This window comes from Brevundimonas sp. AVps4, assembly GCF_058681525.1.
The window spans coordinates 1,030,192-1,044,148 of sequence record NZ_CM178741.1 but is presented as its reverse complement, the minus strand read 5'-3'; the positions used below and the strand labels follow the sequence as shown (position 1 = coordinate 1,044,148).

The 13,957-nt window shown below is 67.2% G+C and carries 18 protein-coding genes and 1 tRNA gene; 5 read left to right on the top strand and 14 right to left on the bottom strand.

What is annotated here, in order from left to right:
- Positions 1 to 225 precede the first annotated feature (225 nt).
- Positions 226 to 975 carry a polyphosphate kinase 2 gene (gene ppk2 / locus ACW178_RS05135; RefSeq protein ID WP_287105704.1) on the top strand — a complete coding sequence of 250 codons (750 nt, stop codon included), beginning with the start codon at positions 226 to 228 and terminating at the stop codon, positions 973 to 975.
- 6 nt (positions 976 to 981) lie between these two features.
- On the opposite strand, the gene ACW178_RS05130 is transcribed toward ppk2, so the two are convergent.
- The 5 genes from ACW178_RS05130 to ACW178_RS05110 form a co-directional block, all read right to left on the bottom strand.
- Positions 982 to 1,650, bottom strand: coding sequence for a DsbA family oxidoreductase (locus ACW178_RS05130; protein WP_191559005.1), 669 nt, complete (start codon positions 1,648 to 1,650; stop codon positions 982 to 984).
- A 140-nt stretch (positions 1,651 to 1,790) separates the two neighbouring features.
- A complete protein-coding gene (locus ACW178_RS05125; RefSeq protein WP_287105705.1) occupies positions 1,791 to 2,702 on the bottom strand; it encodes a DUF1206 domain-containing protein in 912 nt (303 codons plus the stop codon).
- 69 nt (positions 2,703 to 2,771) lie between these two features.
- The gene (locus ACW178_RS05120) at positions 2,772 to 4,199 is read right to left on the bottom strand and encodes a sensor histidine kinase (protein WP_182714560.1); all 1,428 of its coding nucleotides are present in this window, start codon (positions 4,197 to 4,199) and stop codon (positions 2,772 to 2,774) included.
- A 10-nt stretch (positions 4,200 to 4,209) separates the two neighbouring features.
- On the bottom strand, positions 4,210 to 4,890 hold the full coding sequence (locus tag ACW178_RS05115; protein ID WP_054764739.1) for a response regulator transcription factor: 681 nt from the start codon (positions 4,888 to 4,890) through the stop codon (positions 4,210 to 4,212).
- Between the two features lie 2 nt (positions 4,891 to 4,892).
- Positions 4,893 to 5,240 carry a hypothetical protein gene (locus tag ACW178_RS05110; protein WP_191559008.1) on the bottom strand — a complete coding sequence of 116 codons (348 nt, stop codon included), beginning with the start codon at positions 5,238 to 5,240 and terminating at the stop codon, positions 4,893 to 4,895.
- Positions 5,241 to 5,502: 262 nt separating this feature from the next.
- On the opposite strand from ACW178_RS05110, the gene ACW178_RS05105 reads away from it, so the two are divergent.
- Entirely contained in the window at positions 5,503 to 5,883 is a 381-nt protein-coding gene (locus tag ACW178_RS05105) for a hypothetical protein (RefSeq protein ID WP_191559009.1), read from the top strand.
- Positions 5,884 to 5,950: 67 nt separating this feature from the next.
- Here the strand turns inward: ACW178_RS05105 and chrR are convergent, their stop codons facing one another.
- Complete coding sequence (chrR, locus tag ACW178_RS05100; protein WP_191559010.1) at positions 5,951 to 6,589, bottom strand: cadmium/peroxide/UV radiation responsive anti-sigma factor ChrR; 639 nt, start codon at positions 6,587 to 6,589, stop codon at positions 5,951 to 5,953.
- Positions 6,586 to 7,149: a sigma-70 family RNA polymerase sigma factor gene (locus ACW178_RS05095; protein ID WP_224762283.1), complete on the bottom strand. Its 564-nt coding sequence runs from the start codon at positions 7,147 to 7,149 to the stop codon at positions 6,586 to 6,588. Before ACW178_RS05095 ends, chrR begins: the two co-directional genes overlap by 4 nt.
- A 140-nt stretch (positions 7,150 to 7,289) precedes the next feature.
- On the opposite strand from ACW178_RS05095, the gene ACW178_RS05090 reads away from it, so the two are divergent.
- Both ACW178_RS05090 and ACW178_RS05085 read left to right on the top strand, forming a co-directional pair.
- Positions 7,290 to 8,672, top strand: coding sequence for an NAD(P)/FAD-dependent oxidoreductase (locus ACW178_RS05090; protein ID WP_191559012.1), 1,383 nt, complete (start codon positions 7,290 to 7,292; stop codon positions 8,670 to 8,672).
- Positions 8,669 to 9,445 carry a DUF1365 domain-containing protein gene (locus ACW178_RS05085; RefSeq protein WP_287105184.1) on the top strand — a complete coding sequence of 259 codons (777 nt, stop codon included), beginning with the start codon at positions 8,669 to 8,671 and terminating at the stop codon, positions 9,443 to 9,445. The genes ACW178_RS05090 and ACW178_RS05085 overlap by 4 nt, the downstream gene beginning before the upstream one ends.
- A gap of 151 nt (positions 9,446 to 9,596) precedes the next feature.
- On the opposite strand, the gene ACW178_RS05080 is transcribed toward ACW178_RS05085, so the two are convergent.
- The 4 genes from ACW178_RS05080 to ACW178_RS05065 all read right to left on the bottom strand — a co-directional run bounded on the left by ACW178_RS05080 (position 9,597) and on the right by ACW178_RS05065 (position 11,952).
- Complete coding sequence (locus tag ACW178_RS05080; protein WP_492024925.1) at positions 9,597 to 10,349, bottom strand: hypothetical protein; 753 nt, start codon at positions 10,347 to 10,349, stop codon at positions 9,597 to 9,599.
- A 30-nt stretch (positions 10,350 to 10,379) separates the two neighbouring features.
- On the bottom strand, positions 10,380 to 11,102 hold the full coding sequence (locus tag ACW178_RS05075; RefSeq protein WP_054764731.1) for a hypothetical protein: 723 nt from the start codon (positions 11,100 to 11,102) through the stop codon (positions 10,380 to 10,382).
- Between the two features lie 67 nt (positions 11,103 to 11,169).
- Positions 11,170 to 11,415 (bottom strand): hypothetical protein, encoded by a 246-nt coding sequence (locus ACW178_RS05070; RefSeq protein WP_183217785.1) that lies wholly within the window; start codon positions 11,413 to 11,415, stop codon positions 11,170 to 11,172.
- A gap of 462 nt (positions 11,416 to 11,877) precedes the next feature.
- A tRNA-Gly gene (locus tag ACW178_RS05065) sits at positions 11,878 to 11,952 on the bottom strand.
- Between the two features lie 78 nt (positions 11,953 to 12,030).
- Between ACW178_RS05065 and ACW178_RS05060 the strand changes: the two genes are divergently transcribed.
- Entirely contained in the window at positions 12,031 to 12,156 is a 126-nt protein-coding gene (locus ACW178_RS05060) for a hypothetical protein (protein WP_287105181.1), read from the top strand.
- Between the two features lie 18 nt (positions 12,157 to 12,174).
- On the opposite strand, the gene ACW178_RS05055 is transcribed toward ACW178_RS05060, so the two are convergent.
- Genes ACW178_RS05055 through ACW178_RS05045 form a run of 3 tightly spaced genes read right to left on the bottom strand, consistent with a single transcriptional unit; the run spans position 12,175 to position 13,954 of the window.
- Positions 12,175 to 13,149: a TraB/GumN family protein gene (locus ACW178_RS05055; RefSeq protein ID WP_492024924.1), complete on the bottom strand. Its 975-nt coding sequence runs from the start codon at positions 13,147 to 13,149 to the stop codon at positions 12,175 to 12,177.
- A gap of 25 nt (positions 13,150 to 13,174) precedes the next feature.
- Positions 13,175 to 13,759: a hypothetical protein gene (locus ACW178_RS05050; RefSeq protein ID WP_287105177.1), complete on the bottom strand. Its 585-nt coding sequence runs from the start codon at positions 13,757 to 13,759 to the stop codon at positions 13,175 to 13,177.
- A 3-nt stretch (positions 13,760 to 13,762) separates the two neighbouring features.
- Entirely contained in the window at positions 13,763 to 13,954 is a 192-nt protein-coding gene (locus tag ACW178_RS05045) for a helix-turn-helix transcriptional regulator (protein ID WP_152949505.1), read from the bottom strand.
- Positions 13,955 to 13,957 lie beyond the last annotated feature (3 nt).

Below are 13,957 nucleotides of genomic sequence, written 5' to 3'. Positions count from 1 at the left end.
AACCCGTTTGACTGATCCGCCGACCATGAGCGCTCTGGGTGTATAAACCGTATAGGATAGGTCGGTATTGCTCCTTATTTTCAAGTTAAATTACTGGAATTGCATAGACAATTGGCCGCTTACCATGTAGCCGACAGTTGTCTTCCTAAGTATACAGCCGTAATCGGCGACACCCTCATTAAAGCTCCGCTTGTCCCGACGCGCCGGACCCTTCACCATGCCGCGATGGGAAAAAAGACCGACGCCTATGACGCCGAGCTGGAACGGCTCCAGCTCGCCATTGTGAAGACCCAGGCCTGGACGATCGAACATGGGCTGCGCGTGGTGATCGTGCTGGAAGGGCGCGACACGGCGGGCAAGGACGGCGCCATCAAACGGCTGACCGAACATATGTCGCCGCGCCAGACCCGTGTGGTCGCCCTGCCCAAGCCCAGCGATCGCGAAACCACCCAGTGGTATTTCCAGCGCTATGTCCCGCATCTGCCGGCGGCGGGCGAGACCGTCATCTTCAACCGCTCCTGGTACAATCGCGCCGGGGTGGAGCCGGTCATGGGCTATTGCACCCCGGAACAATACGCCCAGTTCCTGACCGACGCCCCCCGGTTCGAGCGGATGCTGACCGAGGACGGGATCATTCTGATCAAGATCTGGCTGGACATTTCGCGCAAGGAGCAGGCTCAGCGGCTGAAGGAGCGCCGGGTCGATCCGCTGAAACAGTTCAAACTGTCGTCCCTGGACGCCGAGGCCGAGGCCCGGTTCGACGCCTATTCCGCCGCCCGCGACCGGATGCTGGACGAGACCGACCGCGCCTACGCCCCCTGGACCGTCATCGCCACCGACGACAAGAAGACCGCCCGGCTGAACCTGATCCGCCACATATTGAAGGTGCTGGACCATTGCGGCGAGGAGATCGCCGCACCGGACGACGAAGTGGTCTTGACCGCCGCCGAAGCCAAGGGCCGGCTGGCGCGCTAAAAGAGGTCAGGCTTCGCCCGCGATCTGGCGCAGGGCCTGTTCGAACACCTCGGCGGGCTGGCCGCCGCTGATCATATATTTGTTCTCGACCACCACGGCCGGAACCGAGTTGATCCCCCGCGCGCGCCACAGATCCTCCTCGGCGCGCACCGCCTGGGCGTAGCGGCCCGAGGCCAGGACCTCGCCCGCCTCGGCCCGGTCGAGCCCTGCCGCCTCGGCGGCGGCCGTCAGAACCCCCGCGTCGGTCAGGTTGCGGTTCTCGGTGAAATGGGCGGTGAACAGGGCCTGTTTCAGCGCCTTCTGCTTTTCAGGCGCGGTCTCGTGGGCCCAGTACAGCAGGCGGTGGGCGTCGAAGGTGTTCCAGATTCGGCTTTCGTCGGTCATCCGCATGTCGAAGCCGACCTCCCCTGCCCGCGCGCGGATCATGGCGCGGTTGGCGGCCGACTGTTCCGGGCTCGCCCCGTATTTACGGCCGATGTGTTCGACGATGTTCTCGCCCCCCGGCGCCATCTGAGGGTTCAGCTCGAACGGATGGAAGGTGATGTCGGCCTGGACGCCTTCGTCCTTCAGCCGGTCCAGCGCCGCCTCCAGGCCGCCCAGCCCCACCACGCACCAGGGGCAGACCACGTCGGAGACGAAGTCGATCTTCAGGGTCTTGGAAGCGGTTTGGGACATGGCGCGCCTTCTGAAACAGCCTTGGTTTCGGATCATATGGGAGGGCCGCTGCCCTGGCGCCAGTGAGCAGGAGGTGAGCGGGCGGGTCGGCCGCCGCAGACCCCGCGCACCGCTTGTTCACCCGCACCCGCGCGCTTCACTCACCCCAGCTTCAGATCGCGCGGTGGACGGATCCGCCGCCAGCGGGCCTCGACGAAGGCGAAGGCGCCGAAGGCCATCAGACCCACAGCCGTCAGCCCCAGGATCCATGAGCCGCCGGGCTGGCTTTCCAGCGTCTCCAGGGCGGCCGCCGTATTGGTGACCTCGCCCGATCGGGTGTGCAGACCGGCCAGGACGACGAAGACCCCCAGCGGCAGATAGGCGAAGCCCCGCGCCCCATAGCCGATCCGCGCCAGGATCGAGGCCGGACGGCGCAGGCCGTCGGGACAGGCCAGGGCGGTGTCGAAGTCGTCGCGGAAGGCCCGCACGATGTTGCCGATCCCAACCCCCAGCACCACCAGCCCCGCCGACATAAGCAGCAGGTCGCCAAACGGCAGGTCCAGGACCATGGCGGCCTTCTCCTGGTTTTCGGCGATGCTTTCGGCCTGGTCCGCCGCCTGGCTGGTCGCGCCGCCCGCCTCGTCCAGATATTCGAACACCCCCGCCGCCAGCAGGCCGTAGAACAGGCCGCTGGCCGCCTGGCCCGCCCGCGTCGCCCAGCCCTTCGCATCGGTTCCCGCATGGTCCGCATCGAAGACGGCCTGCAGGACCCGCCAGCCGACGAAGGCCCACAATCCCAGCCCCAGGGCCACCAGCCAGACCCGACCGAAGGGCTGTTCCGCCAGCCAGCCCGCCGCCCCGCCCGTGCCGACCGCGTCGCCGATCCGGTCCAGGGCCGCCAGCAGGGTCAGGGCGCCGGCCGACAGATAGACGAAGCCCCGCGCCCCATAGCCGACCCGCGCCGCCTGCTCGACCAGGACATGAAGCGGCGGCGTTCGGCGCGCGGCGGGAATCCGATCACGCACGGTTCGGCCCAGGGCGGCGGCGGCGTGACGAAGGCGGGCGACGGCCATGCGGGCTCCTGAAGAGGCGGAGCCGTTCAACGTGCCCGGCCGCCTATGGCTCCCGCCCCGCCCGCCGCCTCAAGCTCCGTGGGCGGCGGGAAGCTCCAGCACCGCCTTCAGCCCGCCCATGTCGCTGTCGCCCAGCGTCAGCCGCCCGCCGTAGGCGCGGGTCAGGTCTTCGACGATCGACAGACCCAGGCCCGATCCGGGCGCGCTTTCGTCCAGCCGGGCGCCGCGCTTCATCACCGCCTCGCGCTGATCGGCCGGCAGGCCCGGTCCGTCGTCCTCGACCACGACGATCATCTGGCCCAGGCCGTTGCCCCCGGCCGAGACCCGCACCCGCCGCCGCGAGAACTTGGCCGCATTCTCGATCAGATTGCCCAGGATTTCCTGCAGGTCCTGACGTTCGCCCAGGAAGGCCAGGTCGTCGGGCGCGCGCCAGTCGATCTCGACCCCCTTGTCGCGGAACACCTGTTCGATCATCACCGCCAGCTCGTCCAACACCTCGGGCACGGGCGTGGTCTCGCCCAGGCCGTGGGCGGCGCGGGCGGCGGCGCGGGCGCGACGCAGATGGTGATCGACCTGGCCCTGCATGATCTGGGTCTGGCGACGCACCAGTTCCGGCAGGGCCCCTTGCGCCGTCCCGGCCTCGGCCAGCATGACGGAGATGGGCGTCTTCAGCGCATGGGCCAGATTGCCGACATGGGTGCGCTGGCGGTCCACGACCTCCTGATTGTGGTCCAGCAGATTGTTGACCTGTTCGGCCAGGGGCTGGATCTCCAGCGGATAGGCGCGTTCGATCCGGGCCGCCTGGCCCTTGCGGACCGCCGCGATCTCATTCCTCAGATCATAGAGGGGCCGCAGACCCACCTGGACCTGGATGAAGACCGCCGAGACCAGGCCGAAGCCCAGCAGCAACAGGGCGACCCAGGTCACGGTGGCGAACTGGCGCGCATCCGCCTCGACGTTGGAGCGGTCGATTCCGACGAAGAAGACCACCGGCGCGGCCCGCCCCGGCAGGGACTTCATGCTGGCGGCGATCCGCAGCGGCTCGCCCGCCGGACCGACCGCATTATAGGTAATGGTCTGGCCATAGGCGTCGTCCAGCCGCGCCGGCAGGTCCGGCGGCGCGACCAAGTCTTCGCCATACAGGGAGTCCGACCGGGTCAGGATGCGCAAGCCCCCCGCCAGGGTCGGCTCGGCCGTCATCCAGTATTTGCCGGAAAAGACCCGCAAGGTCGGGGCGTCCATGATCTGGGGCGTCATCACCGTCCCGCTGGCGGTGACGGTGCGCACCACCAGTTCGTCGGTCGTCTCGGCCAGGACGTTGCCCAGGCGGCGCAGAGCCGATTCCTTGAACTGATTGGTCAGGACCAGGCCCGTGGCGACCAGAGCCAGCAGGATCCAGCCGGAGGCCAGCCAGATCAGCCGCCGCGTCAGCGACCGCCCCGGGCGGCCGAACCATCGGCCCCAGCCGGCGCGCCTCGTCCCCCCGTCTCGGTTCATCGACTCAGGGTCACGCCGCCTCGGACTCGCCGGCCAGGGGCGCCAGCCGATAGCCCAGGCCCCGCACCGTCTCGATCCGGTCCGAGCCGATCTTCTTGCGCAGTCGGCCGATGAAGACCTCGATGGTGTTGGAATCCCGGTCGAAGTCCTGGTCGTACAGATGTTCGACCAGTTCGGTGCGGCTGATCACCCGGCCCTGATGCATCATCATATAGTGCAGCAGCCGGTACTCCAGCGAGGTCAGGCGCAGGGGCTCGCCGTTGACGTTGGCCCGCGCCGCGCGCGGGTCCAGCCGCAGGCCGCCGCACGACAGGGTGGCCGAGGCGATGCCGGCCGAGCGGCGCAGCAGGGCCCGCAGCCGCGCCAGCAGCTCTTCGGTATGGAAGGGTTTGGTCAGATAGTCGTCGGCCCCCGCGTCGAAGCCCGACACCTTGTCCGACCAGGCGCCGCGCGCCGTCAGGATCAGGACCGGCGTGGCCTTGCCCTCGCGCCGCCAGCGCTCCAGCACCGACACCCCGTCGATCTTGGGCAGGCCCAGGTCCAGAACGATGACGTCATAGGGTTCGGTGTCGCCCAGGAACCAGGCCTCCTCGCCGTCGGCGGCGTGATCCACCGCATAGCCGGCGTCGGCCAGGGCGCCCTTCAGCTGCCGCGACAGATCGGCGTCGTCTTCGACCAGCAGGACACGCATCTTCAGTCTTCTCCCATCACGCGGCCCGAGCGGGCGTCCACGCGGATATCCGCCACCCGGCCGCCGGGATATTCCCAGCGCACCACCACTGTGTCGCCGCGCGGGCTGACGCCCAGCATCCGGCCCTCGCGACCTGCGCCCACCCGGCGCACCACGGCCCCCAGGTCGGCGCGAGGCGCGTCCACGGCCCGACTGTCGCGCGGGGGCGGACCCCGACGGTCCTGGGGCCCCTCGCGATCCTGATCCCGCGACGCCTCGCGCGACTGGGCCGCAGCCTGGGTCGCGGGAACCAGGGTCGCAGGGACCAGGGCCAGGACGGCGGCGATGAGGAGGGCGCGGGTGCGGGTCATGGGGCGGTTCTAGGCGCACGGCTCTGAACAGCCGCTGAACGAGGGTGTCGGAAAGGGGCCAGACTGATGAAAATCCCCTGCAACCGCCCTTACACCAAAGACGGCCGAAATGCGCCCCTCCCCGGCTCAGGGAAAAAGCGGGGGGGCCGGTCGGATGAACGGCGCCTGAAACGCGCCGTTCAGATCGGGCTCAGGCGGGGCGTGGTCTCCTGGCTTCATCGGCGCTCCCCTCGGGGCGTCTCCCAACGCAAGGATTGATCCGATGCTGAACAAGAAAGCCCTCATCCCCGCCCTGGTCCTGGCCGCTGCGGCCTCGGCCGCCCTGCCCGCCGCCGCCCAATCCTACGGCCCTCATGGTCGTCCGCATCACGCCCAGCCCGCCGGCTACGGCTACGGCCCCTCGGTCAACGTCCGCATTGAACAGCTGGACCGCCGCATCGACCAGGGCCTGCGCACCGGCCAGCTGAGCCGTCGCGAAGCCGGCCGTCTGCGCGCCGAACTGAACAGCGTCCAGCGTCTGGAAGCCGGCTATCGCCGGGGCGGCCTCAGCGGTTGGGAGCGCGCCGATCTGGACCGCCGCCTGGATCGCCTGGCGGCCCAGGTCCGCTATGAGCGGCGCGACTGGGACAATCGCCGCGGCTGATCGCCCTCTCCCGGCCTGAACACCAAGACGCCCGGTCCGTGCGGACCGGGCGTCTTTCCTTGTGGGCCTACAGTTTGATGAAGGGCTGGATCAGCTTGCCCAGCCAGCCGTCCAGCTGGATCTGGCCGTCCAGGGCCACCACGCACAGGCAGGGGTCGGGCGAGACCACGCGCGGCTGGTGCAGCACCTCGCCGTCCGCTTCTTCGAAATCGCCCGGCTGGAACAGGGCCGTCTCGGTGGCGTAGGCGCCGTGGATGACGCAGGTCAGTTCGATCCCGCCGTGGGTATGTTTGGGTGTCTCCCGCCCCGGCCCGATCTCCAGCAGGATGACGCGGCAATCGCCGTCGCGCGGCGCATGGACGTCGCGGGCGCGCATGCCCGGTCCCAGCCAGCGCCACGGCCCCAAGGCGTAGCGGCGCAACGGCTCGGGCAGGCCGGCCATGTCGTTCAGCGGCGTGGAGGCCAGAACCTCTCCGGCGTCGGTCTCGGCGCGCGCCATCACCCGCGCCAGGGCGTCCTCGGCCAGGGCCTGAGGCTCCAGCTCGTCCAGCAGACGGCCGCCTACGGCCTGAAGCGTCCTGACCCAGGCCTCGTTCTGGGGCCGCATCGCCAGATGGGCGGCGACCACCACCGCCTCGGGCGGGCTCAGGGTCCCGGCCGCATAGGCCAACAGCCGCTCTTCGGAGGGATTGTGCACGCCGGTCACGCCACCCCTCCCTGTTCGTCGTCCAGCAGGGTTCTCAGCTTGATCATGGCCTTGCGAATACGCGACTTCACCGTGCCCAGCGGCAGTTCCAGCCGCCGGGCGATTTCCGAATGGGGGTTGTCCTGAAAGAAGGCCAGGCGCAGCACCTCGATCTGATCGGGCGACAGCCGCGCCATGGCGGCCTTCAGCCGGGCGGCGTTCTCGGCGGCCAGAACGACCGTGTCGGGCTGTTCCGGCTCGTCCTGCGCCAGGTCGATCTCGGGCAGGGGCAGGCGCCGCGCGTCCTGGCGCAGCACGTCCAGCCGCCGGTTGCGGGCGATGGTGAAGATCCAGGTCGCCGCATGGGCCTTGGTCCGGTCGAACAGCTCGGCCTTGCGCCAGACGGTCAGCATGGCGTCCTGGGCGAAGTCCTCGGCCGCGCCGGCCGTCGCCCCCGCCTTCATCAGATAGGCCTTCAGCCGCGGGGCGAAATGGTCGAACAGGCGCGCAAAGGCGTCCCGATCGCGTCGCATCGCCACCGCCTCGATCAGGCGGTCGAAATCCTCGCCCGCCGGGGTCACGGGCGTCCGAATCGGCCGAAGGATGGAAATCTGCTCATGCATCGACCCTAATACGGTTCAGGTCGAAGTCTGGATCATTTCGTGATCCGCCGCAGAGCGGGCGGCGTATCGTCGCAAACATCCGCCCTTCTGGAAACCCAATGCCCCCTTCAGCCGCCGTACAGACTGGTCCCCGCCTACGGATCGCCGTCGTAGGCTCCGGCGTCTCGGCCCTGTCCTGCGCCTGGCTGCTGTCGGCTCGTCACGACGTGACCCTTTACGAGCGCGAGGATCGGCTGGGCGGCCATTCCAATACGGTCGACGTCCGTTCTGCGGAGGGCGAGACGGCGGTGGACACCGGCTTCATCGTCTTCAACGACGCCACCTATCCGAACCTGATCGCCCTGTTCGCCCATCTGGGGCTGAAGACCCAGGCCACCGACATGTCCTTCGCCGTCTCCCTGGATCAGGGCCGGTTCGAATATGCGGCGCCCGGCCTGTTCGCCCAGCGCCGCAACATGCTGCGCCCGCGCTTCTGGTCCATGCTGAGCGAGATTCTGCGCTTCTATCGCTCGGCGCCGGAAGGGCTGGCGGCCCTGGCTGACAGCGACGTGACCCTGGGCGACTATCTGAAGCGCGAGGGCTTCAGCGAGGCCTTCCGCGACGATCACCTCCTGCCCATGGCCGCCGCCATCTGGTCGTCGCCGGCCCATACGCTGCTGGACTATCCGGCTGAGTCTTTCCTGAGGTTCTGCGGCAATCACGGCCTGCTGAAACTGGTCGGCCGGCCGCTGTGGCGCACCGTGGTCGGGGGCAGCCGGGTCTATGTCCAGGAACTGGCGCGCCAGATTTCGGCCAATCAGATCGCGGCCGGCCCGGCCGCCGCCGGCCGCGGCGGCGAGGTGTCGCGTCTGGGCCGGGCCGTGACCCAGGTCCGACGGATCGAGGGCGGGGTTCTGGTTCAGGACGCGACCGGCGCGACCGAACGGTTCGACCATGTCGTCATCGGCGCCCACGCCGACCAGGCCCTGGCCATGCTGGCCCAGCCCACGGCCCGCGAACGCGAGCTGCTGGGCGCCTTCCGCTACAGCCGCAACCTGACCATATTGCACACCGACCCCGGCCTGATGCCGCGTCGGCGCCGGGCCTGGGCCTCGTGGAACTATATCGGGGCCGACGACGGCCTTTGCGTCACCTATTGGATGAACCGGCTTCAGGGCCTGCCGGGCCAGGACCTGTTCGTCACCCTGAACCCGCCCCGCCCGCCTGCGGCCGGGACGCTGCTGCGCAGCGAACTGTACGAACATCCGATCTTCGACCCGGCCGCCGTCCGGGCGCAAAAAGACCTGTGGAGCCTGCAAGGTCACGGCGGCGTCTGGTTCTGCGGGGCCCATTTCGGCGCCGGCTTCCATGAGGACGGGCTTCAGTCGGGCCTCGCCGTCGCCGAACAGCTGGGCGGGGTGCGCCGCCCCTGGACGGTCGAGAATGAGAGCGGTCGCATCCATCTGACCTCTGGCGCCGCCCCCCTGGCGCGCGTCGCGTGACGGGGGCCTCGGCCCTCTATGTCGGCGGGGTCTTTCACACCCGTCTGAGGCCCCGGCGGCATCGGCTGAAATACCGCGTCTTCTGGCTGATGCTGGACCTGGACGAGATCGACGCCCTGGACCGGCGGCTGAAGACCTTTTCGCGCGGCCGATTCAACCTGATGGGCTTTTACGACCGCGACCACGGCGACGGCTCGGGCGCCCCGTTGCGCGGCCAGATCGTCGCCCGCCTGGCCGAGGCGGGGATCGACGTCGGTTCCGGCGCGATCCGCCTCCTGACCATGCCGCGCGTTCTGGGTTTCGTCTTCAACCCCATCAGCCTCTACTACTGCCACCGGGCCGACGGGCGGCTGGCGGCCATGGTCTATGAGGTCACCAGCACCTTCGGCGAGCGCCGGTCCTATGTCCTGCCGGTCGATCCTACCCCCGCCCCCGCCCAAGCCGAACGGTTCCGCCAGCAGACCGACAAACGCCTCTATGTCTCGCCCTTCATGGGCATGGAGATGGACTATGTCTTCCGGGGCCGCCCGCCCGCCGAGACCCTGACCCTGGCCATCGACGGCCGCGACGCCCAAGGCCTGTTGATCGCCACCGCCATGACCGGCCGCCGTCGCCCCCTGACCGACCGCGCCCTGGTGGCCGCCGCCCTGTCCATGCCGCTTCTGACGCTGAAGGTCGTCGCCGCCATCCATTGGGAGGCGCTGAAACTGTGGCTGAAACGCACCCCCCTGACCCGCAAGCCGGCGCCCGAGCCGGGGGTTCTGGTGCTTTAGAGCCTGATCGGTTGAAGTGGAATCGCTTCGCGATTCCGCTGAAACGGTGAATCAGGCTCCAGATTAAAGCGAGAGCATGATTCACGCTTCTGTCGGAACCGCGAAGCGGTTCCGTCCGAAACGATCATGCTTTAGCGCGGACCGTCGATGATCAGACGCGCTTTGACGCCACAGCGCCCGGCTCATAGGGGGCGGGCTGGGCGTTGGGCTTGACGTCGCCGACGACGGTCCTGGCCTTGTCCGACAGGTCCAGTTTCGAACTGGGCGTCTCGCCGAACAGTTGCAGCACCAGGGCGGTCCAGGACGGCGCGGAGGTATCGGCCATCATCCACAGCTTCTCCGCCTCGGCGAACTTGGGGTCCGCCTTGACCGCCGGGTCCGTCTTGGCCTTCGCCATGAAGTCCCGGACCTTAGAAACGGCGGCCACATTTTTCTTCCAGCTGTCAATATCGCTGTACTTTCTCGCCCCTCCGCCGTCCGCCGCATTGATGTTAAGATCAAATATCAGTCTCTGGTCTTCTTCTGAGTAGGTGCTGATGACGGAAACCATCGCCTCACCAAGACGACCATCCTGGTTGAGGGCCGTCACCTCCTCACCGTACCTATTGTCCAACTCGCTTACCCGCTTTCCAAACGGACTCTCGTATATTGTGTTCAGCGTCGACAAGAGCGATTGATTATTGTTGGCGGCATCTGAAAACGCTCCCGTGATGATCATATTTCGCATCGCGGCATAGGCGTTTTTCTTGCCCTCCACGTTCGTCTTGCCGTCGCCGTCGGCGATGATCGCCGCTAAACCGCGCAGCTTCTCCAGGTTCTCCGCCAGCTTCGGCGTCATCGGAGGCGCCGCCGTTGAGGAGGCGCCGGCGGCGGGGGTCGAGGCGGTATTGAGGGCGTCTGTCATTAGGGCGGTCCTTGATGTCGGAGGAAGGGATCAGACGCGCTTTGACGCCACTGCGCCGGGCTCATAGGGGGCGGGCTGGGCGTTGGGCTTGACGTCGCCGACGACGGTCCTGGCCTTGTCCGACAGGTCCAGTTTCGAACTGGGCGTCTCGCCGAACAGTTGCAGCACCAGGGCGGTCCAGGACGGCGCGGAGGTGTCGGCCATCATCCACAGCTTCTCCACCTCGGCGTACTTGGGATCGGCCTTGACCGCCGGGTCCGTCTTGGCCTTCGCCATGAAGTCCTGAACCTTGGACAGGGCCTCCATATTCTTCTTCCAGCTGTCGAGGTCGGCGTACTGCCGAGAGCCGTCTCCGTATGTGGGACTTAAAATGAAATCGAATATGATCTGCTGGTCTTCTGATGAGTATGAATTAACGAATTTCACCTCGTCCGCAGGACTGAGGTCTAAGTTCATCATTTCAGTTCTTATAGAATCTATTTTCTTTCTGAACTCGCTGTTGCTGATCTGAAGATATATCGGCGTCGTCTCCGTACCTGACCCCTTGAACTTTCCGTCGAGAAACATCCGGCGCTCCTCCAGAGCCGCCGCATGCTTGGCCTGTGTGGTGACGTTCCCGCTCTCATCCGTAATGATCGCGGCGAGGGTCCGCAGCCGCTCCATGTTCTGCGCGAGATTTGGCGCGGCGTCGGATTTGGGCGCGGCGGCCGAGGCCGCAGCCGAAGGCGGTTTGGGATTGAGGGCGTCGGTCATGGCGGGCTTCCCTGAAGGAGAAAGAGATCGCAGATTGCGATCTCTTCCCTTTTAAGACGTAAACCGATCAGAGACCGGAGACCTTGGCGTCGGCGTAGTATCGGCCGGTCGACGCATTGGTCGATGTGGGCTCGAAGGTGCAGACCGCCGTGGTGTTCTCGCCATAGGGGGTGGCGGTGAAACGGAACGACCACACGCCCTTGGACGACAGGATCATCGTGGTGGTGAAGATACAGCCCATCTTGTTCGGTCCGACATAGGTGAAACTGCCGGTGTGCACCGACCGGCCGTTGGTCTGGGTGACTTCGCCCATACCCGTTTGACCCGAGTCAATTGTGTCTTGGAACTTCGTGCGCGCAGCAAAGGTGTTGGCCTCAAGGCTCAACTTCACCCCCGTCTGATTATAGATAAAATACGTCCCCTGGGCCTGGGCCGAGGCGGCCCCCGCGACGGCAAGGCCAGCGATCAAGGCGACGACAGAAACAGGCACACGACGCATGTGATGACATCCCCATTGCAGACGGATCAGCTCCGTCGGCCAAGTAAAGACACAACCTGGGGGATTCTAAAAGCTCAGATGTCGATGCAAAAACCCTTAGCAGGCACAACCTACGGGCGCTTCAACTTAAAAAATTCTGAGTTGCGGTGCTAAATACTTTTCGGCCTGGGGGACGCCGCCCGCAGCAGGGCGTGCCGGGCGCCTCACGACCGGCGGACGGCGCGTCGTGCAGAGGCGTCGGGGTCCAGGGGCGCGATCGGAGGATGGGCGGGAAACTGGAGCGGGCGATGGGAATCGAACCCACGACATTCAGCTTGGGAAGCTGACGTTCTACCTCTGAACTACGCCCGCGCGCCTGTTTCCATAGACGGGGCGGTGGCGGGGCTCAAGGGCTTGGGGCAGTATGGGCGCGCAGGGGAGCGCCAGAGCATGAACCAGGGTGACGGACAGGGGCCGCAGGGCCTGGCCTTCGGCTGTCTGGCGGCCGTCCTGATGGCCGCAGCGGCGGCGGCGGCGCTGTGGGTGGTCTTCGTCTGGGACGTCAACCAGGCCTGAACGCCGCCGCCTGTCGCCCTATTCTACCGTTTCGACCGCCACGCCGCGCGATCGCAGGATGGACTGGACGCTGTCGTCGCCGGTCAGATGGGCCGCGCCCACGGCGATGAAGGCCGTGCCGGAGCCTTGCAGCAGGGTCTGGATCTGGTCGGCCCAGTCGGTGTTCCGATCGACCAGCAGCACCTTGTACAGTTCCGGCGCATCGGTCTTCATTTCTTCGACCACGATCCGGTCCAGGCCCTCCACGTCGCCCTTGGCCCAGGCCTCGACCATGGAGTCGAGCATCTCCACCGCCTGGTCGAAGTCCTTCAGGGTTTCGCGCAGGAACTCCAGCTGGACGTCATCCGGCAGGGTGGCCAGCATGCCGACCTGTTTCTCCAGGGTCTCGAAGCCGTGCAGGCGCTTGCCGGCGGCCTGGGCGCGGGCCTTCAGGGCCAGTTCGACGCCCGACTGAGGATCATAGCCCGCCTTGACCAGGGGCGCGACCGACAGGGACAGGGCCGCCAGCCAGGGTTTCAGCGGATCCAGCTGAGCGGCGGAGGCGCCGATGGTCTTGGCGGCGACGTCCAGCTGGGCCAGCTCCTCCGGCGTCAGACGGCTGGACAGGGGCGTCTGGGGCGACAGGCCGTACTGCTGGATCAGGGGCATCATGGCCGCCTGGTCTTCGGGATTGGTGATCTCGAACCAGACGTCGGTCGCGGAGTCGAAGGCGGCGTTGACGCGCGGGCTGGCCCAGCCGGTGGTCGGGCGCAGCACATGGACCGAGCCGAACAGATAGAGGGTCGAGTCCGCGTCCTTGATCACCCACAGGGCCGGGCCTTCGCCCTGGATAGGCGCAGCGGCCGCAGCGGCCGCAGGCGCCGGGGCGGCCTGGGCCAGAACCTGGGTCGGGGCGCCGGCGATGGCGAAGACCAGCGCCAGGCCGGCGGAGACGCCGACGGCGCCTTGGACGAGATTGGAGACGGAGGATTTCAGGCGTTTGGCGAGAGTCACGGGCGTTTCCTTCGGTTGAGAGTTTTCAGTGGAGGCCGCGCCGCATCGAGGCGACGGTCGAGGCCAAAAGGTAGATCGTCATCAGCACGCCCATCATGCCCCAGGCGGAGACCCCGCCGGTCAGGCCCAGGCGCTCGGCCGCCGCATAGAGGAACAGCGCCATCTGCGAGGCCCAGAAGGCCAGGGCGCTGGTCTCCACCATCACCCGCCGCAGCATTTCGTCGGCGCGGCGCCACAGCATCAGATTGGCGACCGACTGGATGATGCTGAGCAGGACCAGTCCGATGAAGACCACGTCGGGCGAGGCCAGGTTCGGCCCCCAGATCGGCGCGATCATCAGCACGCCTGCGATCAGCATGACCAGGGCCTGGAGCGGACCGCAGGCCGGGGGCGGCGTGCTGGGTCGCAGGACCGCCATCGCGGCCATGATCACCCCGGTCGTCAGCAGCAGGGCGGCGATGACCAAGGCCAGGGCGTCGTCCCAACGCAGGTCTTCGACCTCCATTCGACCGCCGACCAGATAGCCGACCCCGGCCCCGGCCAGGCCCAGGAACAACAGGCCGCCGATACGCACCGGCCAGGACAGTTTCGGATCTTCAACGCTCGACATCACTCAGTCCTCCGAGAAGATGGATTCGATGGGTTGTTCGAAGATGCGGGCGATCTTGAAGGCCAGCGGCAAGGACGGGTCATAGCGACCGGTCTCCAGCGCATTGACCGTCTGACGCGACACGCCCAGCAGTTCGGCCAGATGGGCCTGGGACCAGTCGCGCTCGGCCCGCAGCACCTTGAGGCGGTTGTTCATGGT